The 24658-nt window shown below is 63.9% G+C and carries 19 protein-coding genes; 13 read left to right on the plus strand and 6 right to left on the minus strand.

All coding sequences use genetic code 11. The annotated features are described in order from the left end of the window. Nucleotides 1–11 precede the first annotated feature (11 nt). From HNQ60_RS17045 to HNQ60_RS17060, 4 genes are all read left to right on the plus strand, one after another. The gene (locus HNQ60_RS17045; protein ID WP_184333972.1) at nucleotides 12–1871 is read left to right on the plus strand and encodes a DUF4382 domain-containing protein; all 1860 of its coding nucleotides are present in this window, start codon (nucleotides 12–14) and stop codon (nucleotides 1869–1871) included. Between the two features lie 76 nt (nucleotides 1872–1947). Continuing rightward, entirely contained in the window at nucleotides 1948–3051 is a 1104-nt protein-coding gene (locus tag HNQ60_RS17050) for a D-2-hydroxyacid dehydrogenase (protein ID WP_184333973.1), read from the plus strand. A 234-nt stretch (nucleotides 3052–3285) separates the two neighbouring features. Further along, a complete protein-coding gene (locus HNQ60_RS17055) occupies nucleotides 3286–5580 on the plus strand; it encodes a VTT domain-containing protein (RefSeq protein WP_184333974.1) in 2295 nt (764 codons plus the stop codon). Beyond that, on the plus strand, nucleotides 5552–6364 hold the full coding sequence (locus tag HNQ60_RS17060) for an endonuclease/exonuclease/phosphatase family protein (protein ID WP_184333975.1): 813 nt from the start codon (nucleotides 5552–5554) through the stop codon (nucleotides 6362–6364). The genes HNQ60_RS17055 and HNQ60_RS17060 overlap by 29 nt, the downstream gene beginning before the upstream one ends. On the opposite strand, the gene HNQ60_RS17065 is transcribed toward HNQ60_RS17060, so the two are convergent. The 3 genes from HNQ60_RS17065 to HNQ60_RS17075 form a co-directional block, all read right to left on the minus strand. After that, complete coding sequence (locus HNQ60_RS17065; RefSeq protein ID WP_184333976.1) at nucleotides 6309–7028, minus strand: hypothetical protein; 720 nt, start codon at nucleotides 7026–7028, stop codon at nucleotides 6309–6311. The genes HNQ60_RS17060 and HNQ60_RS17065 overlap by 56 nt on opposite strands. A gap of 305 nt (nucleotides 7029–7333) precedes the next feature. Then, entirely contained in the window at nucleotides 7334–7951 is a 618-nt protein-coding gene (gene folE / locus HNQ60_RS17070; RefSeq protein ID WP_184333977.1) for a GTP cyclohydrolase I FolE, read from the minus strand. A gap of 119 nt (nucleotides 7952–8070) precedes the next feature. Next, nucleotides 8071–8790 carry a dienelactone hydrolase family protein gene (locus tag HNQ60_RS17075; protein ID WP_184333978.1) on the minus strand — a complete coding sequence of 240 codons (720 nt, stop codon included), beginning with the start codon at nucleotides 8788–8790 and terminating at the stop codon, nucleotides 8071–8073. 207 nt (nucleotides 8791–8997) lie between these two features. On the opposite strand from HNQ60_RS17075, the gene HNQ60_RS17080 reads away from it, so the two are divergent. Continuing rightward, nucleotides 8998–9558, plus strand: coding sequence for an SRPBCC family protein (locus HNQ60_RS17080; protein WP_184333979.1), 561 nt, complete (start codon nucleotides 8998–9000; stop codon nucleotides 9556–9558). 218 nt (nucleotides 9559–9776) lie between these two features. Further along, entirely contained in the window at nucleotides 9777–10583 is an 807-nt protein-coding gene (locus HNQ60_RS17085; protein ID WP_184333980.1) for a M48 family metallopeptidase, read from the plus strand. Nucleotides 10584–10609: 26 nt separating this feature from the next. Here HNQ60_RS17085 and HNQ60_RS17090 read toward each other — a convergent pair whose 3' ends face one another. Beyond that, nucleotides 10610–10918, minus strand: coding sequence for a hypothetical protein (locus tag HNQ60_RS17090; protein ID WP_184333981.1), 309 nt, complete (start codon nucleotides 10916–10918; stop codon nucleotides 10610–10612). Between the two features lie 148 nt (nucleotides 10919–11066). Continuing rightward, nucleotides 11067–11306 (minus strand): EF-hand domain-containing protein, encoded by a 240-nt coding sequence (locus HNQ60_RS17095; protein WP_184333982.1) that lies wholly within the window; start codon nucleotides 11304–11306, stop codon nucleotides 11067–11069. Between the two features lie 408 nt (nucleotides 11307–11714). On the opposite strand from HNQ60_RS17095, the gene HNQ60_RS17100 reads away from it, so the two are divergent. Further along, nucleotides 11715–12443: a response regulator transcription factor gene (locus HNQ60_RS17100; RefSeq protein ID WP_184333983.1), complete on the plus strand. Its 729-nt coding sequence runs from the start codon at nucleotides 11715–11717 to the stop codon at nucleotides 12441–12443. Then, nucleotides 12440–13789, plus strand: a complete 1350-nt coding sequence (locus tag HNQ60_RS17105; protein WP_184333984.1) for an ATP-binding protein — start codon at nucleotides 12440–12442, stop codon at nucleotides 13787–13789. Before HNQ60_RS17100 ends, HNQ60_RS17105 begins: the two co-directional genes overlap by 4 nt. A gap of 5 nt (nucleotides 13790–13794) precedes the next feature. Here the strand turns inward: HNQ60_RS17105 and HNQ60_RS17110 are convergent, their stop codons facing one another. Further along, complete coding sequence (locus HNQ60_RS17110; protein ID WP_184333985.1) at nucleotides 13795–14253, minus strand: hypothetical protein; 459 nt, start codon at nucleotides 14251–14253, stop codon at nucleotides 13795–13797. 159 nt (nucleotides 14254–14412) lie between these two features. Between HNQ60_RS17110 and HNQ60_RS17115 the strand changes: the two genes are divergently transcribed. The 5 genes from HNQ60_RS17115 to uvrA all read left to right on the plus strand — a co-directional run bounded on the left by HNQ60_RS17115 (nucleotide 14413) and on the right by uvrA (nucleotide 24657). Beyond that, a complete protein-coding gene (locus HNQ60_RS17115; RefSeq protein WP_184333986.1) occupies nucleotides 14413–14661 on the plus strand; it encodes a hypothetical protein in 249 nt (82 codons plus the stop codon). An 84-nt stretch (nucleotides 14662–14745) separates the two neighbouring features. Next, nucleotides 14746–16011, plus strand: coding sequence for a gamma subclass chorismate mutase AroQ (gene aroQ, locus HNQ60_RS17120; RefSeq protein ID WP_184333987.1), 1266 nt, complete (start codon nucleotides 14746–14748; stop codon nucleotides 16009–16011). 142 nt (nucleotides 16012–16153) lie between these two features. Continuing rightward, nucleotides 16154–16738: a LemA family protein gene (locus tag HNQ60_RS17125; RefSeq protein WP_184333988.1), complete on the plus strand. Its 585-nt coding sequence runs from the start codon at nucleotides 16154–16156 to the stop codon at nucleotides 16736–16738. 85 nt (nucleotides 16739–16823) lie between these two features. Continuing rightward, entirely contained in the window at nucleotides 16824–18755 is a 1932-nt protein-coding gene (locus tag HNQ60_RS17130) for a M48 family metallopeptidase (RefSeq protein ID WP_184333989.1), read from the plus strand. 163 nt (nucleotides 18756–18918) lie between these two features. After that, nucleotides 18919–24657, plus strand: coding sequence for an excinuclease ABC subunit UvrA (uvrA, locus tag HNQ60_RS28330; RefSeq protein ID WP_184333990.1), 5739 nt, complete (start codon nucleotides 18919–18921; stop codon nucleotides 24655–24657). Nucleotide 24658: the final 1 nt, after the last annotated feature.

A 24658-nucleotide genomic window follows, 5' to 3' on the forward strand; every position in this document is an offset into this window, starting at 1 on the left:
GAGATCCCGCCATGCGCGTTCCGGTCCTGGTGCGGTTTGCTGCGGGCGCCATTGGTGCCTTGATGCTGGCGGGGTGCGGTAGCGGCGGCGGAGACGCGGCGACCCAGCAGCCACCCGGACCCGTGTATTCAGGATGCGTTACGCCCGCGGACTGCGGCAACGTGATCATCGCGATGACGGATGCCGACGGTGATTTCCTGAGCTACACCGTCGACGTCCAGTCCCTGACCCTCAAGCGGGCGAACGGCGATACCGTCGAAACGCTACCCCTGACGACGCGGATCGATTTCGCGCAGGTCGTCGATCTCAGCGAATTCCTGACCTCCGCCACGGTACCCAACGGCGCCTATGTCGAAGGGTCGCTGCGGCTCGACTACTCGAACGCAGCGGTGACGGTCGAATCGAATGGTCAGCCGGTCGAGGCGCGAGTGGTCGGTGCCGACGGCAGTCCTCTCGGCATCGTCGACGTGCGCGTCGTGCTCGACAATCGCAATCACCTGACGGTGTCACCAGGTCGGCCATCGTTGCTGACGCTGGACTTCGATCTCGCCGCGTCCAATACCGTCGATCTCACGACATCGCCGGCTACGGTGACTGCCACACCTTCGCTCGTCGCGTCGCTCGAGCCCGTGGACGAAAAGGATCTGAGACTGCGTGGTCCACTCGTCAGCGTCGACGCGGCGTCTTCGAGCTACGTCGTGGATGTCCGGCCGTTCGGTCACCGCAGCGGAAAGTTCGGCCAGGTAACCGTGTACACGAACGCATCGACCGCGTTCGAAGTGAACGGCACTGCGTCGACGGGCGCTGCGGGTTTGCAGGCATTGGCCACGGCCGGAGCGGGCACGCAGACTCTGGCGGTGGGGACTTTGTCGCGGGGCGATCGTCGATTCGACGCGCAGACGGTCTATGCAGGCACGAGCGTGCCGGGCGCTGGCGTCGATGCTGTGCTGGGCAATGTGCTGTCGAGAGTCGGTGACGAACTCATCGTGCGCGGAGGCACGCTCGATCGCAGTGACGACGGCAGCTCCCGCTTCATTCGCGACCCGATCGTTGTCCGAGTCAGTTCCACGACGAAGGTGCTGAGGGTAGGCGCGCCATCGTCGAGCGCATTCGACAGTCAGGATGTTTCCGTCGGCCAGCGCGTTCTCGCCTTCGGTTCGATCGAAGACGAGGCGGGAGCCGCGGTGCTGGATGCCACGCAGGGTCGTGTGCGCATGCTGCCCACGCACTTGTCCGGAACCGTGCATGACGTGAGCGCCGGCAATCTCGAGTTGCAGCTGGAATCGATCGACGGACGCGCGGTCGGTGCCTTCGACTTCGCGGGAACTGGCGCCAGCGCGGATCAGGATGCGGACCCGGACAGCTACGAGGTCTCCACCGGCTTCCTCGGTGGGAATCTGCGCGAGGGACGCTCCGTCCGGGTGCTTGGTTTCGCGACGACCTTCGGTGCCGCGCCCCCGGACTTCGAGGCTCGCACTGTCGTCGACATGCGCGATTCGCGTTCGTCCCTGACCGTCACCTGGGGCATGGACGGAACCGATGCACCGTTCTCGACCGCCGACGATTCGGGCCTGATCGTCGATCTGCAGAATCCCGATCTCGGGAGGCTGCACGTCCTCCGGACGGGCTGGCGTGTCCGCGATCTGCTGGACCTGCCCGCTTCGCCCCAGCTCGTGCCCACCGGGGATCGCGCCGCCTTTGTCGTAGCTTCACGCGGTTCGTGCCGGTCGTTCCATGAATTCGCCGACTTCCTTGCGGAGATCCAACGGCAGCTCACCGCTGGCGGCGCCGCCAGATCGCTGACCGCCCACGGCGTGTACGACGAGAACGCCAACGTGCTGAGGGCCAAGTCGATCGTGGTCATTCTTTGAGGAAGCGTTCCATTTCGGATCGTCGCGACCTCGGGCTATCCTTGCAGTGTCGAGGAGTTCCCACCCGAGGTTCGCGATGCCGACTGCAGCCCGCTGGTTGATGATTTTTGCCTTGGCCTGGGCCTGCGCTCCGGTCTCGGCTGCTCAGAAGGTCGACGACGCGATCATCGAGCGCTACCACCTGGAGCAGGCCGAAAAGCCGGTGAGCGACCGCGCCGGCTGGCGCAAGCCGAAGCGCATCGTCGTCGGCGGTTTCGTCAGCCAGATGATCGGCGATCTTCGCAAGGACTTTCCCGATGTCGAGTTCGTCGCCGCGACGCCGGGACAGATCGCCCAACAGGCCGCGAATGCGGACGCATTGTTCGGCGTGTGCAACGCGGAGGCGCTCGCCGCGGGCAAATCGATCCAGTGGATTCATTTCGTGACTGCCGGCGTCGAGAACTGCGTGTCGGTCCCCGGCGTGCGCGAACGCAACATCCTCGTCACGAACATGCAGCGCATCGGCGGCCCGATCATCGCCGAACACGTCATGGCCATGACGCTTGCGTTCACGCGCGGGCTCGATCTCTACATCCCGCAGCAAGCCAAACACGAATGGAAGCGTGTGACGCCGCCGGGACGCATGGCCGTCGTGAAAGGAAAGACGATGCTCGTCGTGGGCCTCGGCGGCATCGGCAGTGAAGTGGCGAAGCGGGCGCACGCGATGGAAATGAAAGTCATCGCCACGCGCGCGAGCGGCCGAAGCGGACCTGACTATGTGAGCTACGTGGGATTGCCCGACGAATTGCCGAAGCTCGCTGCGGAGGCGGATTTCGTCGTCAATACGGCGCCGCTGACGCCGGAGACGAAAGGTATCTTCAATGCGGCCTTCTTCAGCAAGATGAAACCCAGCGCGTACTTCATCAACGTGGCACGCGGCGGCAGCGCGGACACCGACGCACTGGTTGCGGCTCTCAAGAACAAGCAGATCGCAGGTGCGGGACTCGACGTCACGGACCCGGAGCCTCTGCCGTCCACCCATCCACTCTGGGATGCGCCGAACGTGATCATCACACCTCACGTCGCGAACGATTCCGACCTGGGCTTCGACGCGCAGATCGCGGTGACGAGAGAGAATCTTCGGCGGTATATCGCAGGGGAGCGGATGCTCTCGGTCGTGGATGTGGCGCGGGGGTACTGAGGATCAGAATGAAGAGTGAAGATCTCCACGGGGTACACGGGGATCACGGGGGAGGAAGTAAACGCGAACGAAGTTTTTGCAGGATTTTCGGCGCACAACGGGCCGCGGCGTCAGATGAGGCGGTCCCGTACATCTGAATTCGTTCCCCCGTGATCCCCGTGTACCCCGTGGAGATTCTTTCTCTGGTCCCTGCCTCTGAGGAACCCGGCCGCTACGAGCGGCGTTTTCCCGACAATGGCAGCGGGAATCCCTTTACCGAAGCATCGTACTGAACCGGCACCGGCCAGGCTCTTCGAGCCGGGCCGCAATTGCTGGCGCGTCGAGCATGCGACACGTGCGGCGTACATCGTTGATGCTGACGCCTATTTCAAGGCGTTCGTCGAGGCTGCGCGCAAGGCGCAACGCTCGCTCCTGATCACGGGCTGGGATTTCCACAGCCGCACGCGGCTTCTGTGCCAGGGCGACGGCACTGACTGCGATCTCGAACTCGGCGAGTTTCTCAACAGCCTGGCGCGCGAGCGCCGCGATCTCCAGATACACATCCTCATCTGGGACTACCCGATGATCTTCGGGATGGATCGCGAATGGGCGCCGATCTATGGGCTCGGCTGGAAGCCGCACCGTCGTGTGCATTTCCGCTACGACAATACGCATCCAACCGGCGGTTCGCACCACCAGAAGATCGTCGTGGTCGACGATCTGCTGGCGTTCAATGGCGGAATCGATCTCACCTGTCGCCGCTGGGACACGTGTGCGCACGCTGCAGACGATTCGCACCGCGTAAGCGAGGGCTCGGCCTATCCGCCGTTCCACGACATGATGATGGCAGTCGAGGGGGATGCGGCACGCGCGCTCGGCGATCTCGTTCGGGAGCGCTGGCGCATTGCCACCGGTGAAACGCTGCGAGCGCCCACGACTCCGCGGAAGATGGATTGGGTGAGACATCGAAAGGGACTGCGTCGTTCCGTTCAGCTGACGGAATCGCATTGGCCGCAGGTGCTCAACGTCAACGTGAGCGATGTTCCTGTCGCGATTTCGCGGACCGCGCCTTCCGCCAACGGTCATAGCGAGGCACGCGAGGTCGAAGCGCTCTACGTCGATATGATCGCGGCGGCGCGCCACAGCATCTACCTCGAGAATCAGTACTTCACGGCACAGCGCATCGGCGACGCGCTGGAAGCGCGTCTTCAGGAAGCCGACGGTCCGGAAGTGATCATCGTGCTGCGCAAGCTGAGTCACGGCTGGCTCGAGGAAATGACGATGGAGGCGCTGCGCACCCGCATGATCGCTCGCCTCGAGGCGGCCGATCAGTACCAGCGTCTTCGTGTAGTGTATCCCTACATCGAAGGATTGAAGGAGGGCACCTGCATCGACGTGCACTCCAAGATGATCATCGTGGACGATGACATCGTACGTATCGGCTCGGCAAACGTGGCGAATCGATCCATGGGCCTCGATACCGAGTGCGATCTCACGATCGCCGCGGACGGTCGTGAGGACGTGCGGCAATCGATTCGCGAACTGCGCGCCGTATTGCTGGGAGAGCACCTCGGTCGGGATCCCGAGGTCGTGCATCGGATGATTGATCGGACGGGCTCCCTCGGTGCGACGATCACGGAGCTGCAGCAGGAACACAGGACATTGCGCGACCTCGAGGGCGGCGCCGAGACATCGGATGGCCTCTTGAACGTGTTGAGCGTTGCCGATCCCGAGAAGCCCGTCGGCCTCAGTGAGCTGGCGAAGATCTTCAGTGCCGACGATGCTGTCGAAACCGCTCGTCCCTCGACGGGTCCGGCCTGGGGCAAGATCGCAGCGATCGCGTTCGTGCTGGTTGGGCTCACTGCGCTGTGGCAATTGACGCCACTCTCCGAGCTCATGGACGCCCGACGCATCGTCGCCTGGGCGCAGGAGTTCGGCGGCAACTGGTGGGCACCGATCGTGACGATCCTTGCGTATACGCCGGCGTGCATCGTGATGTTTCCGCGCTCTCCGATCACGCTGTTCGCTGTCGTAGCGTTCGGGCCGTGGCTCGGATTCGCATACGCGATGATCGGCCTGGAGTTCGCGGCCTGGATGACCTACTTCGCAGGCCAACAGTTCGATCGGGACACCGTGCGGCGAATGGCCGGCCGCAAGCTCAACGACATCATCCAGGTTCTGCGGCGACGCGGCCTCATCGCGATCACTGCGCTGCGTCTCGTGCCGCTCGCGCCTTTCAGCGTCGAAGGCATCGTGGCCGGTGCGGTCGGGATCAAGCTGTGGCACTTCATGGTGGGATCGGCGATCGGCATGCTGCCGGGCACGCTGCTCGCCACCGTCTTCGGCGACCAGTTGAAGGCGGCGCTGGACGATACGGGCAGCGTCAATTACTGGCTGCTCGCGGCGGCCGTGCTGCTGATTGCGATCGCGACGTGGTGGGTGCGGCGCTGGCTGCTCGCTTCCGCTGCGCAACTGCGGTCGGACGACAGCACGGCGAAAAGCAGCCGCGAGTCCAGGAATCATGGCGTCGGTCGAACCCGCACGGCCTGAGGTGCCGGAGTCGCACGGGGGAGCGAACGGAACACTCGCCATCGCCTCCTACAATATCCACAGCGGCGTGGGTCTCGATCGACGCTGCAGCGCCCGTCGCATCGTGAGCGTGCTCAAGGAACTCGACTGCGACATCTATGCGCTGCAGGAAGTCGACAATCAGCCCGGCGAACATGAAGAGTCGATGCAGCTCGAGCGCTTCGCGCGCGACATGAACATGGAGGCGATCCCGGGGCTGCGCATCGTGCGGCGAACGGGCGAATACGGAAACGCGGTGCTTACGCGACTACCGGTGTTGAGCGTTCGTCGCCACGATCTCAGTCATTCGTGGTTCGAGCCTCGCGGCGCCCTTGATGTGCAGCTCGATATGGGAGGTCGACCGCTGCGGGTCATCGCGACTCACCTCGGTCTCGCTCGGTCGGAGCGGCGAACTCAATGGCGCGCGTTGATGGAGGCGCTCGCCGAGCATCCGCTCGACATGCCTACGATCCTGCTGGGTGACATGAATGAGTGGTATCGCGGCGCGGTCACGCTGAAGGAAGCGCATCGGGCCTTCGGTGAACCGCCGGCACCCGCGGGTTTTCCTTCCTTCGCACCGTGTCTCGCACTGACGCGAATCTGGGTGCGCCCGCGCGCCGCACTGCGCAGCGTCGAAGTTCATCGCAGCGAACTCTCACGCAAGGCATCGGATCACCTGCCTGTGAAGGCGGTGATCGATACGGCCGCGCTCATCGGTGCGCCGCGAGAATCCTCGCCTTGCTCGCCTCGTAGTCCTGCTCCGTGATCGCGTTCGCCTCTCGCAGGCGATGATGCTCGCGCATCTCATCACGCAGGAAATGGGGCAATGGTTGGGGGCGAGCCTGTTTCGCCGCGTTGATGTTCTTGATCAGGTCGACGAGGAAGGCCTTGCCTGCTTTCGCGGCACCGATACCGCCGATGATGCTGATCAACGTAGCACCACCGTGAACACTCTTGAATTGCAGCGCTTCCGTCGTTCGCCGCAGGAACAGCGTGAACGCGCCCGCTGTCACCAGCAATGCACCGACCGCACCAAAGAATCCAGGATGGGCCCACAGGACCTCGGCCTGCGAGTAGGCCCAGAGGAATGCGCCCACGGACGTCAGCAGAAACGCGATCGTGAGCCCGAGGCACACCCACGCAATGTTCCGGACGCGCACCGGCCGCGCGTTCACGAAGCGCAGGTCGACGACATACTTTATGGGCTGTTCGGTACCGCTCGCCTGGCGCACGGACAGATAGTGATCCTGAAGGATCGACAGTTCGGTGGAGATGCGGCGCAGCTTGCTGGCGAGCGTGAACTTGGAGAGCGTGCGCCGATGCGGCTGGCGCTGCGGCGTTGCTATGTCCGGTGTCGACTCGATGGAGATGTGTTCGGCGCGTGCACGCGGCGGCGCGGCAGACTCTACGTTGTGTGCGTGCGCATTCACTTTCCCGATGCTCCGGATCCCAGGCTCGATTCAGTCCGTGGGATCGATGCTAGGGCGGAAGTGAATTTGACTACGAGACGTGGATCACACGGAGACAACGGCGGCGTTGACAAGGAACGTGCGTCTAAGGAAGTCCCTGATGGGGAGGGGTGGGAAGTGGGACAACTGTTAAATGGGAGGGCGGCTAGCCAACCAGCCGGAGAGGAAGCGCTGCCGTCACTCCCGCGCACGTGGGATTGTTCCCGATGGATTCCCGCTTTCGCGGGAATGACTTGCTCTCGCTCGCTAGCTAGCCGGCTTCGTCCTCATCCCGCTCCATCGATCTCGATGAACCGCAAGAATTCCGCTCTCGTTCGCGCGTCGTCGCGGAAAGCGCCGAGCATCTTGCTGGTGACCATCGAAACGCCGCGCTTGTGGACGCCGCGGGTGGTCATGCACTGATGCGACGCGTCGATCACGACACCGACGCCGCGCGGTTTCAGCACTTCATCGATGCAGCGCGCGATCTGCGCCGTCATTTTTTCCTGCACCTGGAACCGGCGGCCGTAGCCATCGACGACGCGTGCAAGCTTGCTGATGCCGACGACTTTGTTGGTGGGCAGGTAGCCCACGTGAGCGCGGCCGATGATCGGCGCCATGTGGTGCTCACAGTGGGATTCGAACTCGATCCCGCGCAGCACGATCATCTCGTCGTAACCCTCCACTTCTTCGAACGTGCGGCGCAGATAGTCCGCCGGATCGCTCAGATAGCCGGAAAACCAGTCGCGATACGCACGGACCACGCGCGTCGGTGTATCGCGCAGCCCTTCGCGATCGGGGTCGTCGCCGGCCCAGCGAAGCAGCAGTCGAACCGCTTCCTGTGCCTGGGCTTCGGTCACCGGTTCGGGGGCAGGCGCAGATCGTTTCGCGCGGGTTTTTTTCATGAGGCACCAGTCGTAGTCACAAGCAGCGAAGCATCGATTCTGTCATTCCCGCGCACGCGGGAATCCATTGCGGTCTACCAGATGGACTGCCGCTTGCGCGGGAGTGACGGCAAACTCAGTCAGCGCAGCACTTCCTCAAAAAAGTTCAACAGCGACGTCCAAGACCGCCGGTCCGCATCCGCGCTGTATTGCAGGCCCATCGACGGGATGTTCGCGCGCGGATCGCTGAACGCATGTTGAGTGCGGCCATAAGCGTGAACCTGCCAGTCCGCGCCAGCGGCGGTGAGTTCCTTCTCGAGAGCAACGACATCTTCGACCGGCACCATCGGATCATCGTGTCCGTGCAGGACGAGAACCTTCGCAGTGATCTTCGACGGGGCAGGGCCAGGAGGCGGCTTGAGCGCACCGTGCAGGCTGACGACGCCGCGAATGTTGGCGCCGCTTCGGGCCAGGTCCAGGACACAAAGGCCGCCGAAGCAGTAGCCCATCGCGGCGATTCGACGCGCATCGATCTGAGGTTGCGCGCTGGCTGCGGTGAGCGCAGCGTTGAGTCGTCGCAGGAGCATCGGCCGATCGGTGACGAACGGTTGCATCAGCGCGGAACATTCCGGCGGTGCGGTGGCAGTCTTGCCTTCGCCGTACACATCGATAGCGAAGCCGGCATAGCCGAGGCGCGCGAGGTCACGAGCCTTTTGTTCGAAAGGTTCCTGGCGTCCACCCCAGGCATGGCTGATCAGCACGCCGGGCAACGGACCCGGGCGCGAATCGTCGTAAGCGAGGAAGCCCTTGCACGTGACGCTGCCGTCCTTGTACTCGACTACTTGTTCCTTGATCGCCATGAATCGGTTCCCCGAGTTTTCTCCGCCGAGGCATCGGCAGGGCGGCAAGGCTACCCCAGTTTGACGGTTCGTGGCTCGATCGGCGGCGACTGCATACCGTTCCACGGGATATCGCGCCCGGATTGCGCCCGAACGCCAGTGTCTCCACCGGGTCACCAGCGTATTGGTATCCTCCGGCGTCGGGATCACGACCTCTGGGAGGAGACCATGATTCGTTCCGGCCATTGGCGGGCACTGCTCGCCTGCATTGCGGTGAGTGCGGTGTTCGCGCCCGCAGCGAACGCGGAGATCGTCAGCGCCGCACCGGGTGGTTTCAGCATTCGCCATGTCGTCGATGCGGCGGGCGTCCCTCCGCCGACCGTGTGGGCGGCGCTCTCCGACATCGGCAAGTGGTGGGACAGCGAGCACACGTATTCCGGTGACTCGCGCAATCTCAGCCTCGATCCGGTGCCGCGCGGCTGCTTCTGCGAGAAGCTCAGCCTCTACGCAGGTATCGAACATGCCCACGTCGTTTACGCGCAGCCCGCGAAAACCCTCCGCCTCGTCGGTGCGCTCGGACCGCTGCAGGAGTTCGGTGTCAGCGGTGCGCTCACCTGGCAAATCGAAGCAGCCGGCGGGGGCTCCAAGATCACTGTGACCTACAACGTGGGCGGATTCGCCGACCGGCCGCTGGCTGATTGGGCGCCCATCGTCGACGAAGTCGTCGGCGGGCAGGTGAAGCGGCTGGCGCGCTTCGTCGTGACCGGGAATCCGGCGGAGCAGAAGTAGATAGCGGATAGCGGATAGCGGATAGCGGATGGCGGATGGCGGATGGCGGATAGGGGGCTGTCGCGCTCTCGAGCCGAAGCATCCATGAGTCTCGTCCCAAGGAACCGTCACAGGTACAAAAGCGTCCTACAGTCATTCAGTCGGTGGAGTTCGGCAGCTCGAAGAGCCCGCGAAGCGGCCTATCCGCCATCCGCTATCCGCCATCCAACTTCCAACATATGCGCTCATTCCACAAAGTGCTGATTGCCGGTATCGCGGTGCTCGCGGCCGGATGCCAGACAGTCCAGACGACGCAGCCTGGCGCGATCGGCGTCGAGCGAAAACAGCACATGCTCGTGTCGGAGGCGGACGTCGAGAAGGGCGCGCAGGTCGCCTACCAGCAGGAGCTGGACAAGGCGAAGCAGAAGGGCGCGCTCAATGCGGACAAGAACACGTACGACCGTGTGCAGACGATTTCGCGACGCTTGATCCCTCAGACGACCGTGTTTCGTCCCGATGCCGCGGACTGGAAATGGGAAGTGAACGTCCAGACCACGGACGACGTGAACGCCTACTGCATGCCCGGCGGCAAGATCATGGTCTACACCGGGCTCATCGAACAATTGCACGCGACGGACGCGGAGCTCGCTGCGGTGATCGGACACGAAATCGCGCATGCATTGCGCGAACATTCCCGCGAACGATTGTCGCGCGCATACGCGCAACAGCTCGCCCTGACAGGGATCGCATTGGCAACCGGTGCTGGCGACATGACGATGGAGCTCGCGAATCAGGTCGCCGCCGTTACGTTCACCTTGCCTCACAGCCGCGAGCAGGAGGCAGAAGCCGATCGCGTCGGCCTCGAACTGATGGCCCGCGCCGGCTACGACCCGAACGCATCGATCACGCTATGGCAGAAGATGGGAAAACTGGGCGGCAGCAAGTCCGAATTCTTCAGCACCCATCCCTCGAGCGATTCGCGGATCAAGGATCTGCAGGCGAATGTGCCGAAGGTGGCGGGGTTGTATGAGGCGGCGAGGCGGTAGGGGGCGGCAAGCTCATCGCTCATCGCTCATCTCACCATCCCAATCACCGCCATCACGATCGCCACGCTCGTCGCGGCCCCCAGCCATATCGCCCTGCGATACAGCACCGTGACTGCCTTGGTCAGTTGCGCAATCTGCTCCGCCATCTGGCCGATGAGCTCCGCCTGACGGCGTTCGTTCTCCTCGAGTCTCGCGATGCGTGCTGCCGAGGCTTCGTTCAGATCTTCGGGATTGACCGGCGGCGGGGGCAGGCTGCGGGACTTGCGCAGCAGTTCGCGCGACACGTCCAGGATGGACGGCACGAGTTGCACGATCTGTAGCCAGGGTACGGGCATGGGCCTCTCCGTTGCTTACCTTGCGACCGCTGTGAGCGATCTGCCCGGTCATTGGGCCGCAGCCGCGTTCCGCAAGCAAGTCGCGCAAGCAAAGGCCCCGGAACTTGCGGTCGTTCCGGGGCCCGCCAGTCATCGCGATCGTCCGTCTTTAGGACTTCGTCTTCATCTTGGCCGCGAATTCGGACTTGCTCAGATAGCCGTCGCCGTTCACGTCCATCGCGGCGAAGCTCTCCGACAGGTGTTTGTCGCCGGCAGCTTCGGTCTTGCTGATCTGCTGATCCGCGTTCTTGTCGAGCGAATCGAACGTCGCAGCATGGGTCTTGTCGTCGCCAGCCATCGCGGCGGCCGACAGCAACGTTGCAGTTACAACAGTGAGAAGTGCTTTCATGTGTGTCTCCGGTTGTCGTTGTGACCGTGCGCCGGCGCGCAGCGTGTCAGCGAGGCGATGCATCCGTGCCCAGGACTTTGCGTGACAGCCTTCTTCGGCGCCTTCGTCGGATCGATCGATGCCGGTCGATGCCGCACGAAGTTTTCTGCGAAGTCGTGGATTCGAACGCCTCGTGAATGAGAGCGGTTCCCCGCAATGGCCGTGCAGCGAAAAGCTGTCGGCGCTGATCTACAAGCCTTTTGTGCACCGCGAGCCGGCAAACGCCGGGCGCCGCAAATACCTATGGACTTGACGATTCTTGGCGCCCGGGGCCGCGCAGACGGGAAAAGTTCCCGGGCGTTCGGGCGGCGGGTCCGGCATCATGCAGCGCAGTCGACAACCCCTTGATGTTTGCGGATTGATGGCGCCATGACAGTTCCCGCTTCCCTGCTGATCGTCGACGACGATCGTGAACTGGGCCAGATGCTCACCGAATACCTGACCGCCGAAGGCTTTCAGGTTTCGCTGGTCCGTGACGGCGCCGACGCGCTGGCGCGCCTGACGGGCCAGTCGGTGCCCTACGATCTCGTGATCCTCGATGTGATGCTGCCGTCGCTCAGTGGCTTCGAAGTGCTGCGGCGCCTGCGGCATTCGCTGTCCGTGCCCGTCGTAATGCTGACCGCGCACGGCGCCGACGTCGATCGCATCGTCGGGCTCGAGCTCGGTGCCGACGACTATCTGGCGAAGCCGTTCAATCCGCGCGAACTCGTCGCGCGTGTGCGTGCGGTACTGCGCCGTTTCTCCCGGCGCGAAACGGATACGCCGAATCATCCAGTGAGTGTCGGGCCGATCCGGCTCGATCCGGCCACCTTCGACGTCACGCTTTCCGGCCAGTCGATTCGCCTGACCGGCACGGAGCTGCGATTGCTCGAAGTGCTGATGCGCGCCGTCGGCCAGGTCCAATCGCGTGAATCGCTGACGGAGCGCGTGCTCGGACGGCGCCTCACGCCGTACGATCGCAGCATCGATACTCACGTCAGCAACCTGCGTCGCAAGCTCGGCCTCGGTGAGAACGGACTGCCCGAGATCCGCAGCATCCGCGGCGCCGGCTACGTCCTGATCGCCTCCTCCGAAGCGCGCACCGAGCCGGCTTCGTGAGAACCCTGTTTCTCCGGATCTTCCTGTCCTTCTGGGCAGCGATGCTGCTCGTGCTGCTGTCGACCGCGGGAGTCGCGTGGTATCGCCTGAGCCAGGTGCAGAGCGTGACGATCCGTCAGCTCGGCGAGGAGGCGGAGGCCGCTCTCTACTCGGGCGGTGTGCCGGCGATGCGAACGTGGCTTGCGGAGACGCAGCGCAAGTACCCGGGCCGGCCAATCTATGTCGTCGGGCAGACGGGAGAAGACATTCTCGACCGGCCGCTGCCGCAGGCGCTGCGCAGCTACGCCAGGCGCATGAGAGAGGCCGGATTCTTCGGCGTCGGCGTCCTGCCGAGCCGGCGCAACGATCCCTTGCTGCTGACGCCGCTGTTCACGGATCGCGATGGTTCCGTCTATACCGTGATGATCGACACCGCCGGCTGGCCGCTGTCGGCGTTGCGCGATACCGACGTTCGTCTGCTGCTGCTTGCCTTCGCACTCGTGGTCAGCGGACTCGTTTGCTGGCTGCTCGCTCGCTACGTCAGCAAGCCTGTCGTCCATCTGCAGGCCAGCGCACGCTCGCTGGCAGCCGGGAATCTCGACACGCACGTCGCCGAAGATTTCTCGCGCCGCAAGGACGAGCTGGGCGTGCTCGCCCGCGACTTCGACACGATGGCTGATCACGTCCGCAACCTGATCGCATCGAAGGAAACGCTGCTGCGGGCGATGTCGCACGAACTGCGTTCTCCGCTCGCCCGCTTGCGTGTGGCGCTGGGCCTTGCGCGACGCGAAGGAGCGGATCTCACGCGCCAGCTGGATCGCATCGAGCTGGAAGCGGAGCGACTGGACGAAATCATCGGCCAGATGCTGCAGCTGTCGCAGCTGCGCGTCGTCGAGCATCAGTTGCCGCGCGAGCCGCTCGATCTCACGATCCTGTTGAGTGAAGTAGTGGACGACGCGCGGCTCGAAGCGACCGCGGTCAACAAACAGGTCGAATGGAAAGCCGGGCCGCCCGTGCCGTTCGATGGCGATCACGCGCTTCTGCGCAGTGCCATCGAGAACGTGCTGCGCAACGCCGTTCGATTCACGACTCAGAACACTGCGGTCATGGTCTCGCTGATCGCGGAAGGCCGTGACATCCGCATCGTGATCGAAGATCACGGTCCCGGTATTCCCGAGGCCGAGCTCGAGCGCGTGTTCGAGCCGTTCTATCGTGTCGCCGAATCGCGCGATCGCGATTCAGGCGGCACAGGGCTCGGGCTCGCGATCACGGCGCGAATCATCCATCTCTACAGCGGCACGGTTCGCGCGTTCAATCGCGGCGGAGAAGGACTCAAGGTCGAGATCACGCTCCCGGCGCTGGCCTGAGGCAGCTAATCGCCGTGGCCCTGCGATGTCTTGCGCGTGAGTGCGAGGCTGCGCAGTAGCTGAGCCCGATTGGTGACAGCAGCGATTTCTTCCGGCGACAGACCTTCGCCACCCGCCGTCAGCGCTCCCTGCAGATTGAACGTAAGCGCAGCGTCCTTCGCGCCATCGATCGTCGGACCTTTGTATTCGAGAAGACGCGCTCCCTTGAATGTGTAAGCGCCTGCGAGTTCGCGTGCATCGGGAGTGCGCGTTTCGATGATGCTCGTCAGTGCGCCTTCCTTGTCGAAGCGCGCTTCGTATCGCGTCGCGATGCCGCCGATTTCCGCATGTGCCTTCACGACTTCACCTGTCTGCAGCGACCAGTCGTCAGTCCGCTGCGGCGCGGGTTTCGAGCATCCCGCGAAGGTCGCGAGTGCGATCAGCAACGCAATGAAAGTCGGTGCGTGGCGACAGAGGCTGAACATAATGGGTCGGATTCCGGGCGAACTCAGTGCACTCGAATCAACATGCCACAGGAAGCGCGGCGAAGACCAGTGCGAACGTGACTCAGCTCACGCGGCGAGGGATGCCGATCCTCTAGGCTGCCCGACGTCCACTCAAGTTTCACCCGGAGATTTCCGTCGATGAGCGCCAGTCCCTCGCAGGTTCGTCATGCCGCAGCCGCCGCTGCGCGAGCACCCGCCCAGCCTGCTGCGCGTGCCGCCGCCCGCTCGGCACCGATGTACTCCTTCGTCTCGTCGGAAGTGGATGAGGAGTTCAAGCTCCATCTCAACGACATTCCGCGCCAGCAGGAAACGCTCGACGTCGAAGGCCTCAAGCCTTCGCTCCTCAGCCGTCTGCTCGATCTCGTCGCGCCGATCAACAAGGGCTGATCCGCTCTTTGTCGGGCAGGCAGGGCGCCTGCCCGACGATCCCGGCGCTTGCATGCGCCAGGGATTCGAAGGCATCGTAACCGGATGCCTCGCTTCTTCCTGATTCCATTCATCGCACTCTGCGCGCTGAGCCTGCCGGCTCGCGCGGACGAGGTGCACTTCGACGATCCTGCCGCCGACGTCGCAGCTGTCTTCGATCTCATCGAGCAGCGTCTCGCGCTGATGCCCGCCGTCGCGTCGTGGAAGTACGCGAAGTCGCTTCCAGTCGTCGATGCGGATCGCGAGCAGGTTGTCCTCGATGCCACAGTCGCGCGTGCCGAGAAGCTGGGAATCGAGCCGGGAAGCGCCCGCACGCTGTTCGCGCTGCAGATCGAGATCGCGCGTCGCATTCAGGCGGAGAAGATCGATGCCTGGCGATCCGGGCGCGAACAGCCTCCACCGGTGCGTGATCTCGCTCGAGAGTTGCGTCCCGCGCTTGACGACATCGGCGATCGACTGCTCCGTGCAATCTATCTCGCGCTCCCTGAACTGCAGCGGCCCGGGTTTGCCAACAGCCCGGCAGCACTGCAGTGGCAGAAGAGGTTCGGCGCCGATGCCGCGAAGCTGGTCGGCGCACTGGCCGCGCTTCGCGATACGCCTGTTCCGGCGCTGGCGCGCATCAAGGCGAGCGCCGTGCTGCGAATCGGGACGACTGGCGACTACGCGCCCTTCAGCAGCGATGCCGGCGGAATACTCCGCGGTGCCGACATCGATGCGGCCGTGCAGCTCGCGAAGGCACTCGGCGTGGAGCCCCATTTCGTTCGCACGAGCTGGCCGACGTTGATGGGCGACTATCGCGGCGGGCGATTCGACATCGCGATGAGCGGCATCAGCATCACGGCCGAGCGAGCCGCGGAGGCTGCGTTCTCTGCTTCCTATCACCGCGGCGGCAAGACACCGATCGTCCGATGCGGCCGGGAGACATCCCTCGATACGCTCGAAGAGATCGACCAGCCCGGGACGCGTGTCGTCGTGAATCCGGGCGGCACCAATGAGCGGTTCGTTCGCGAGCACATCGCGCGGGCGAAGGTGAGCCTGCATCCGGACAACCGCACGATCTTCGACGAGATCCGTCTCGGTCGCGCCGACGTCATGATCACTGACGACGTGGAAGTGGAGCTGCAGGTGCGCGGCAAACCCGGATTGTGCCGTGCGACCCCCGCCACGTTCACGCAAGGCGACAAGGCGATCCTGATGCTTCGCGACGGCGAGCTGCTGAAGGCCGTCGATGGATGGCTGGCGAACGAGCAACGAAGCGGTGCAGTCACACGACGGCTGGAATCCGCGCTGGCGACAGCGCCGGTCCATTAGCTGCGCAACCCGACCGGTCCCACGGCGGCATTGACCGGTGGGGCGGGCGTTTTTGGCCGGCAAGGGCTGTCCTGTCCCCTGCGCTTGGGTATGCTCGGATAGCTTGGGGTCAATCGCCAACGTTCTGGGAGGTTTCACGAACATGGGCTGGATCATTCTGGGTGTCGTGGTCCTGGTGGTGTTCTTCTTCATCTCGATCTACAACCGGCTGGTCGGTGCGCGCAACGCTTACAAGAACGCTTTCGCACAGATCGATGTGCAGCTCACGCGCCGCTATGACCTGATCCCGAATCTCGTCGAAACGGCCAAGGGCTACATGAAGCACGAGCGCGAAACGCTCGAGGCCGTAATCGCAGCCCGCAACGCTGCGGTGAGTGGATTGAAGAGCGCTTCCAGCAATCCGGGGAATCCCGCCGCGGTCCAGCAACTGGCCGGCGCGGAGAACGCCCTGACCGGCGCGCTGGGTCGTCTGTTCGCGGTGGCCGAGGCCTATCCGGATCTCAAGGCCAACCAGAACATGATGCAGCTTTCCGAAGAGCTCACGAGCACGGAGAACAAGGTCGCGTTCGCGCGCCAGGCGTTCAACGATGCAGTGATGGGCTACAACAACACGCGCGAGATGTTCCCCAACACCATCATCGCGGGCATGTTCGCTTTCTGGCCGGCACAGCTCCTCGAGATCGAATCTCCCGAGAAGCGCGTGGCGCCGAAAGTGAGCTTCGGCTGAAGCGGCGAGCAAGTAGCAGCGAGCTGTGAGCAAGAGGGCGGAGGATGCGGTCGCATCCTCCGCACACTCCCGGACGCCTCATGCCATGAATTTCTTCCAGCGCCAGACCGAAACGCGTCGACTGTCGCGACAGCTCGTCGTGCTGTTCGTCGTCGCGGTGATCTGCGTCATCATCGGCGTCGACCTCGTGTTGTTCACCGTGCTTGCGTCGGTGCAGCCGGGCGCCGAGGGGCTCACGCTGCCGAACTGGGCGTGGCTGAGTGCGCATCCCGGGATTGTCTTCGTCACGACGCTGAGCGTCGTCGGGGTCATCGGGCTGTCGAGCCTGTACAAGACGATCGCGTTGAACGGCGGCGGTGGCGTCGTCGCGCGATCGCTGGGCGGCGTGCGTGTTTCGCCCGATACGACCGATCCGCAGCAGCGGCGGTTGCTCAATGTCGTCGAAGAAATGTCGATCGCGTCGGGCGTGCCGATGCCCGAGGTCTACCTGCTGGAGCAGGAGGGCGGTATCAACGCATTCGCCGCGGGACACAATCCTGCGAATGCAGCGATCGCTGTGACGCGCGGCGCGCTGACCACACTGAACCGAGCCGAACTGCAGGGCGTGATCGCCCATGAGTTCAGCCACATCCTGAATGGCGACATGCGCCTGAACGTGCGGCTCATGGGCCTCCTGTTCGGCTTGCTCGTGATTGCGCTCATCGCACGCACCGTGCTGCGCTTCGCTCCGCGCGGGGGCAGCAACAAGAAGGGTGGAGGCGCCGTTGCCGCGATTCTCGTCGCGGCGTTCGTCGTGCTCATCGTTGGTTACGTCGGTCTCTTTTTCGGCCGGCTCATCCAGGCGGCTGTCTCGCGAAATCGCGAATCGCTCGCGGACGCGTCGGCTGTCCAGTTCACCCGCGATCCCGGCGGATTGCGCGGCGCGCTGGTGAAGATCGGTGCGAACACTACAGGCTCGCGCATCGGCAATCCCGAAGCGGAAGAAGTCGCGCACATGCTCTTCGCGCCGGGGATCAAGCGGTTCTTCGCGACGCATCCTGAACTCGAAGATCGACTGAAAGCGATCGATCCGCGTTTCAACAAGAACGAGTTCGCGCAGATGCGCGAGCGACTTGCGAGACAGGAGGTCGAAGCGCCCGCACCCGTACCGAGTCCGGAACCGACGGCTCACAGGCTCGAATCCATCATCGCGTTGCCCACGACTGCGGGCGCCGTTGGCCAGCTCGTCGGAAATCCCGCCACGCTTCACATGGAGGTGGCGCGAGAGATTCGATTGTCCCTGCCCGAAGTGCTGAGCGTTGCAGGCAGGCACCCGTCGCCTGCCCGGGCGCTGCTGTTGTCACTTGCGCTCGATCCGCAGCCCGAGGCGCGTCAGCGTCAGCGGAATTTCATCGACCGCCAGCTCGGCGCCGATATCGCCACCGAAGTTGCGGGCTTGTTGCCGGCAGTCGATGCGCTGGAACCTCAGCAACGCATGCCGTTGCTGACGCATGCGTTCCCGGCGTTACGGCAGCTCACGCGCGACGAGCGAGTCCAGTTGATGGCGTGCCTCAACGGAATGTTGCAGCGGGAAGGGTCGCTTTCGCTGCCGTCCTACGTATTGCGCAAGCTTGCTCAGGTGCATCTGCGCGACGATCTCGATCCGCGAGGCCGGCGCGGCAAGCTGTCGCTCGACGCAGTGACGTCCGATCTCCAGACATTGCTTTCAGTGCTCGCTCATCACGGTCACCAGCAGGAGCAAGACGCGCGGCGCGCTTATGAAGCGGGAATGCATCATCTCCTGCCGCGACAGCGCCCCGGGTATCTGTTCGCGTCGAACTGGCCCATGCAGCTCGACGTGGCGCTGAGCCGGCTCGATCAGCTCATGCCGGTCGGCAAGGAGCAGCTGATCGAGGCGCTCGTGAAGACGGTAGGGCATGACAATCGCCTCACGATCGGCGAGGCCGAACTGCTGCGCGCTGTGTGCGCGGCGCTGCATTGCCCGTTGCCCCCGCTGGTCGCCGAAGCCAGCGTCTGACTTCCGCCTGATCCCTGCCAGCCCCTGACAGGGTTTCGCGGTTCAATGTTGCCAGGCCGGCCTTGAAACTTGACAGCTGGCTTACAATCTTTGAGCAGCGCCGGCTTCCGTCGGCGATTCCCCGATCCCGATCGAACTCCAGCGGCGCAAGCCTGCAGGCACCATGTCCCATTCCATCGTCATCCACGGCGCCCGGCAGAACAATCTCAAGAACCTCGACGTCGAATTGCCGACGAACGAGCTGATCGTCGTCACCGGCGTGTCCGGCTCGGGCAAGTCCTCGCTCGTGTTCGACACGCTCTATGCGGAAGGCCAGCGCCGCTACGTCGAGACGTTCTCGCCCTACGCGCGGCAATTCCTCGATCGGATGGACAAGCCGCAGGTCGATCGCATCGAAGGCATTCCGCCGGCCATCGCCATCGATCAGACCAACCCGGTGCGCACATCGCGTTCGACTGTCGGCACGATGACGGAACTCAACGATCACCTGAAGCTGCTGTACTCGCGTGCCGCGCAGTTGTTCTGTCGTTGCTGTGGCGCGCCGGTGAAGCGCGATACGCCCGACAGCATCGGTGAGGAAATCAGCAGGCGGCTCGCCTCACGACCGGATGCACGGCTGATCGTCACGTTTCCAGTCTCCGTCCCGCACAACTTCAGTGAGCAGGAAGTGCTGCAGCTTCTCGAGAAGCAGGGCTACACGCGCGTATTCGCGCGCCACGAATCCGAAGTGCCAGCCGAGCAGGCGCCAGCGAAAGCCAAGAAGCGCGCCCGCGTGCCGCGAAAGCAGATCGTGCTTGAAATGATCCAGGATCGGCTGCGCTTCGACGCGAGCGATCGATCGCGGCTTGCCGAGGCAGTCGAATCAGCGCTGCGAGTTGGGCGTGGCAAGGTCAGCGTGCACGTGATCACTGACGAGCGATCCGATTCCGGGGATCGTTCTGAGCCATCCGCTATCCGTTATCCGCTATCTACTTCCTGGCGTTTCTCTTCTGATCTGCATTGCGCCGACTGCGACATCCACTACCAGGATCCGGTGCCGAGTCTCTTCTCCTTCAACTCGCCGCTCGGCGCCTGCGACAGTTGTCGCGGCTTCGGCCGCATCATCGGCATCGACTTCGGGCTCATCGTTCCGGATGAATCGAAGACGCTGCAGGGCGGCGCCGTGCGTCCATGGCAGACCGAGTCGTACAAGGAATGCCAGGACGATCTCATCAAGTTCGCCCGCAAGCGCGGAATTCCGATCGACAAACCGTGGCGTTCGATGACGCAGGCGCAGCGCGACTGGGTTCTCGAAGGCGAGGGCGAATGGGCGAAGGACGTCTGGTACGGCGTGCGCCGCTTCTTCAAGTGGCTCGAGACCAAGGCGTACAAGATGCACATTCGCGTGCTGCTGTCGAAGTATCGCGCGTACACGCCCTGCGAAGCCTGCAACGGCGCGCGTCTGAAGACTGATGCACTGATGTGGCGACTGGGTACGCAGATGGGCGACGTTCGCAAGGGCGCTCCCGCGTTCCGGCCGAACGGCGTGCAATGGAACGATGAGGTCCTCACCCGTCTTCCGGGGCTCGGCATCCACGAACTGATGCTGCTGCCCATCGATCGCTGCCACCAGTTCTTCGATGCACTGCGGCTGGCGCCGCCGATGGATGAAGCTGCGGATCTCGTCCTGCGCGAAGTGCGCGGTCGTCTTCGTTACCTGATGGACGTCGGTCTCGGCTATCTCACACTCGACCGACAGTCGCGCACGCTGTCGGGCGGCGAAGTGCAGCGGATCAATCTCACGACCGCGCTGGGCACTTCGCTCGTGAATACGCTGTTCGTGCTCGATGAACCCTCGATCGGCCTGCATCCGCGCGACATGGGACGCGTGATCGGTGTGATGCAGCGATTGAAAGAGGCGGGTAACTCGCTGGTCGTCGTCGAGCACGATCCGCAAGTGATGCAAGCCGCGGATCGCCTGCTGGATGTCGGCCCCGGCCCGGGCGAGCGCGGCGGCGAGATCGTTTTCTACGACACACCGGATCGCCTGTCTTCCGCGAAGCGCTCACTCACAGCGGACTATCTTCTGGGTCGCCGGCACGTCACCGCCTCTGGCCCATCGCTCGCAGCTCACGGCTCGCAGCCAGCAATCCGGATTCGCGGCGCAAGTCAGCACAACCTCAAGCACATCGACGTCGACATTCCCCTGCGGCGTCTAGTCGCCATCACTGGCGTCTCGGGCTCGGGGAAGTCGACGCTGATCCAGGACATTCTCCATCCGGCGTTGCGCAAGCATTTCGGCAAGCCGACGGAATCCCCCGGCAGTGTCGATGCGATCGAAGGAGCCGATCAGATCGGCGCCGTCGTCATGGTCGATCAATCGCCCATCGGGCGGACGACGCGATCGAATCCCGCGAGCTATGTCGGCGCGTTCGATGCGATTCGCAAGCTGTTCGCCGCGCAGACGCAGGCGAAGGAGCGCGGCTACACGATCGGCACCTTCAGCTTCAACTCCGGCAATGGTCGATGCCCGACGTGCGGCGGCAACGGCTTCGAGCACGTCGAGATGCAGTTCCTCTCCGACGTCTATCTGCGTTGCCCGGACTGCGATGGTCGGCGATATCGCAACGAGATCCTGGAGATCAGGCTGCGCAGGAAGGGTGCCGCGCCGAGCATCGCAGAGGTCCTGGAAATGACCGTGCACGAGGCGGTCGCATTCTTCGCCGACGAACCGGAGGTGCTGCACAAGCTGCAGCCGCTCGCCGAAGTCGGTCTCGACTACCTGAAGCTGGGACAGCCGGTGCCGACCCTGTCGGGTGGCGAAGCGCAGCGACTAAAGCTGGCGGGGCATCTCGCTGAGAGCGCAGACGCACAGAAGGCCCCGGCCAATGGCACGCGCGGCACGCTCTTCCTCTTCGACGAGCCGACCACCGGTCTGCACTTCGACGACATTGCGAAGCTCCTGCGCGCCTTCCGGCGCCTGATCGAAGCGGGGCACTCAGTGCTCGTGATCGAACACAATCTCGACGTCATCGCTGGCTCGGACTGGCTGATCGATCTCGGCCCCGAAGGCGGCGAAGCAGGTGGCGAAGTCGTCGTGACCGGAACCCCGGCTCAGGTCATGCAGCACGGGACCTCGCATACGGGAAAAGCGCTGCGCGAGTACGAGTCGACGACAGCTGATTGGTTGGCAGCCGCCACGAGGGCGAACGCCGTGGCCGATCGATCCGTGGTCGACACTTACTCCGGTTCATCGCTCGCCGCTCGCAGCTCACCGCCTCAGGTCGACTCCTCGATCCGCATCCACGGCGCCCGCGAACACAACCTGAAGAACATCGACGTCACTCTCCCCCGCGACCGCTTCACAGTCGTGACCGGTGTCTCGGGTTCCGGCAAGTCGACGCTCGCATTCGACATCGTGTTCGGTGAAGGACAGCGCCGTTATCTCGAATCGCTGAACGCCTACGCACGGCAGTTCGTCCAGCCCTCATCGCGTCCGGATGTCGATGCGATCTTCGGCATTCCGCCGACAGTGGCCATCGAGCAGCGCACCAGTCGCGGCGGACGCAAGAGCACCGTCGCGACGCTGACTGAGATCTATCACTTCCTGCGTCTGCTCTACGTGAAGCTCGGAACCCAGTACTGCCCCACTTGCGATGTGCCGATCGAGCCGCAGAGCTTCGATGCGATCGTCGCGAAGCTGCTGAAGGACTACAGAGGCAAGAGCGTCACGCTGCTCGCGCCGCTCGTCACCGCGCGCAAGGGTATCTACAAGGATCTCGCCGCATGGGCGGCCAAGAAGGGATTCGTGCAGCTGCGCGTCGACGGCGAACTGCTCTCGACCGCAAAGTGGCCGAAGCTCGATCGCTTCAAGGAGCATTCGATCGAGTTGCCGGTGAAGACACTCACTGTCGCAGCGAAGACGGAGCGCGAATTGCGCGAAGCACTGACGGTGGCCCTCGAGCATGGCAAGGGAACCGTGGCCGTCGCTCCTGACCATGCTCAGCGATCGCGTGGAAAAGCGTCGCCGCTCGCGTTGTTCTCGACTCGTCGCGCATGCCCGTCCTGCAATACGAGCTTCGCGGAGCTCGATCCGCGTCTGTTTTCCTTCAACTCGAAGCTGGGCTGGTGCGAAGGCTGTTTCGGCACGGGTCTGGCGATTTCCGGCTTCGACGAACAGCAGAGCGGCGAAGAAGGTATGTGGAACGAAGGCGACGAGTCGCATACGTGCGAGGAGTGCAATGGCGAACGGCTCAACGCCGTTGCGCGCCACGTGCTCTTCCAGAATCAATCGATCACTGCAGCTACCGCCCAGTCCGTCGCGGAGCTTCGCAAGCAGTTCTCGCGATTGAAGCTGCAGGGTCGTGAGCAGGAGATTGCGCGCGACTGCCTGACCGAAATCCACTCGCGACTCGCGTTCCTGGAAGACGTCGGGCTCGGCTACCTGCAGCTTTCGCGATCAGCGCCGACGCTGTCGGGCGGCGAGGCGCAGCGAATCCGCTTGGCGGCGCAGCTGGGCTCGAATCTTCAGGGCGTCTGCTACATCCTCGATGAGCCGACGATCGGTCTGCATCCACGCGACAACGGCATCCTGCTCGACACGCTCGAGCGGCTCGCGGCCAAGGGCAATTCGCTGCTCGTCGTCGAGCATGATGAGGAGACGATCCGTCGCGCCGACTATGTGGTGGACCTCGGTCCCGGTGCCGGCTCGCGAGGTGGTCGCGTAGTAGCCGCAGGGACCGCGGAGGAACTCGAACGCTCCAGCGATTCGCTTACCGGCCGTTTCCTGCTCAATCCGCTGCGGCATCCGCTCGCGGCTCGCCGCCCGGTGAGCACGCGGACGCCCTCGCTGATCGTGAAGGACACCGAGCTCCACAATCTGCGCCGTCAGTCGGTTCGCGTACCGCTGGGCCGCCTGGTCGTCGTGACGGGCGTTTCCGGTTCAGGCAAATCGACGCTCGCCCGCGATGTGTTGCATGACAACCTGCGTGACGCGCTGAGTCAGCGGCGCCGCTCGCCGCAATGGCACGGCTGTCGTGAGATCGCGGGATGGGAAGCTGTCGAGCGCATTCTCGAGGTGGACCAGACGCCGGTCGGCAAGACGCCGCGCTCGTGTCCGGCCACGTACGTCGGATTCTGGGATGCTATCCGACGCTTGTTTGCCGACACGACAGAGGCGCGCATGCGCGGCTATGAGCCGACGCGGTTCTCGTTCAACACCGCAGGCGGTCGCTGCGAAGCGTGCGAAGGCCAGGGCATGCAGCGCATCGAGATGAGCTTCCTGCCGGATGTGAAAGTGAGCTGCGACTCCTGCCGGGGCCGCCGCTTCAATCAGGAAACGCTGGCCATCCAGTTCAAGGGCAAGAGCATCGGCGACGTGCTGATGATGAGCGTCGATGAAGCAGTCGAATTCTTCGCGGCGCATCCGCGCATCCATCATGCGTTGCGCCTGCTGCAGGACGTTGGGCTCGGCTATCTCACGCTCGGGCAGCAAAGTCCCACGCTGTCCGGCGGCGAGGCGCAACGAATCAAGCTAGTCACCGAACTTGCGAAGGTTCGCACGGACGCCGCGCGGGCGTTCTCGGACAGAGACGCGACGGCAGGCACGCTCTACGTGCTCGACGAGCCGACTGTCGGACTGCACATGGCCGATGTCGAGAAACTCATCCACGTGCTGCACCGGCTCGTCGATGCGGGGAACTCGGTTGTCGTCATCGAACACAATCTCGATGTCATGGCCGAGGCGGACTGGCTCATCGATCTGGGGCCGGAGGGCGGCGAAGGCGGCGGCATGGTCGTCGCCCAGGGTTCGCCGGAGGATGTGACCCGCGGCAGGAGCAAGTCGCACACAGCCCGCATCCTGAAGGATTTCCTGCAGGAACGTCGCAATGAGGAAGCGCCGCTGGCGCGGGCGGTCGGGTAGC

The sequence above is a fragment of the Povalibacter uvarum genome (assembly GCF_014202975.1).
In the GTDB taxonomy this organism is placed as follows: domain Bacteria; phylum Pseudomonadota; class Gammaproteobacteria; order Steroidobacterales; family Steroidobacteraceae; genus Steroidobacter; species Steroidobacter uvarum.

What these genes read in the sequence shown, in the direction of transcription:
- HNQ60_RS17045 (WP_184333972.1), top strand. Translation starts at nt 12, where the DNA reads ATGCGCGTTCCGGTCCTGGTGCGGTTTGCTGCGGGCGCCATTGGTGCC.
- HNQ60_RS17050 (WP_184333973.1), top strand. Translation starts at nt 1,948, where the DNA reads ATGCCGACTGCAGCCCGCTGGTTGATGATTTTTGCCTTGGCCTGGGCC.
- HNQ60_RS17055 (WP_184333974.1), top strand. Translation starts at nt 3,286, where the DNA reads ATGGCAGCGGGAATCCCTTTACCGAAGCATCGTACTGAACCGGCACCG.
- HNQ60_RS17060 (WP_184333975.1), top strand. Translation starts at nt 5,552, where the DNA reads ATGGCGTCGGTCGAACCCGCACGGCCTGAGGTGCCGGAGTCGCACGGG.
- folE (WP_184333977.1), bottom strand. Translation starts at nt 7,951, where the DNA reads ATGAAAAAAACCCGCGCGAAACGATCTGCGCCTGCCCCCGAACCGGTG.
- HNQ60_RS17075 (WP_184333978.1), bottom strand. Translation starts at nt 8,790, where the DNA reads ATGGCGATCAAGGAACAAGTAGTCGAGTACAAGGACGGCAGCGTCACG.
- HNQ60_RS17080 (WP_184333979.1), top strand. Translation starts at nt 8,998, where the DNA reads ATGATTCGTTCCGGCCATTGGCGGGCACTGCTCGCCTGCATTGCGGTG.
- HNQ60_RS17085 (WP_184333980.1), top strand. Translation starts at nt 9,777, where the DNA reads ATGCGCTCATTCCACAAAGTGCTGATTGCCGGTATCGCGGTGCTCGCG.
- HNQ60_RS17090 (WP_184333981.1), bottom strand. Translation starts at nt 10,918, where the DNA reads ATGCCCGTACCCTGGCTACAGATCGTGCAACTCGTGCCGTCCATCCTG.
- HNQ60_RS17095 (WP_184333982.1), bottom strand. Translation starts at nt 11,306, where the DNA reads ATGAAAGCACTTCTCACTGTTGTAACTGCAACGTTGCTGTCGGCCGCC.
- HNQ60_RS17100 (WP_184333983.1), top strand. Translation starts at nt 11,715, where the DNA reads ATGACAGTTCCCGCTTCCCTGCTGATCGTCGACGACGATCGTGAACTG.
- HNQ60_RS17110 (WP_184333985.1), bottom strand. Translation starts at nt 14,253, where the DNA reads ATGTTCAGCCTCTGTCGCCACGCACCGACTTTCATTGCGTTGCTGATC.
- HNQ60_RS17115 (WP_184333986.1), top strand. Translation starts at nt 14,413, where the DNA reads ATGAGCGCCAGTCCCTCGCAGGTTCGTCATGCCGCAGCCGCCGCTGCG.
- aroQ (WP_184333987.1), top strand. Translation starts at nt 14,746, where the DNA reads ATGCCTCGCTTCTTCCTGATTCCATTCATCGCACTCTGCGCGCTGAGC.
- HNQ60_RS17125 (WP_184333988.1), top strand. Translation starts at nt 16,154, where the DNA reads ATGGGCTGGATCATTCTGGGTGTCGTGGTCCTGGTGGTGTTCTTCTTC.
- HNQ60_RS17130 (WP_184333989.1), top strand. Translation starts at nt 16,824, where the DNA reads ATGAATTTCTTCCAGCGCCAGACCGAAACGCGTCGACTGTCGCGACAG.
- uvrA (WP_184333990.1), top strand. Translation starts at nt 18,919, where the DNA reads ATGTCCCATTCCATCGTCATCCACGGCGCCCGGCAGAACAATCTCAAG.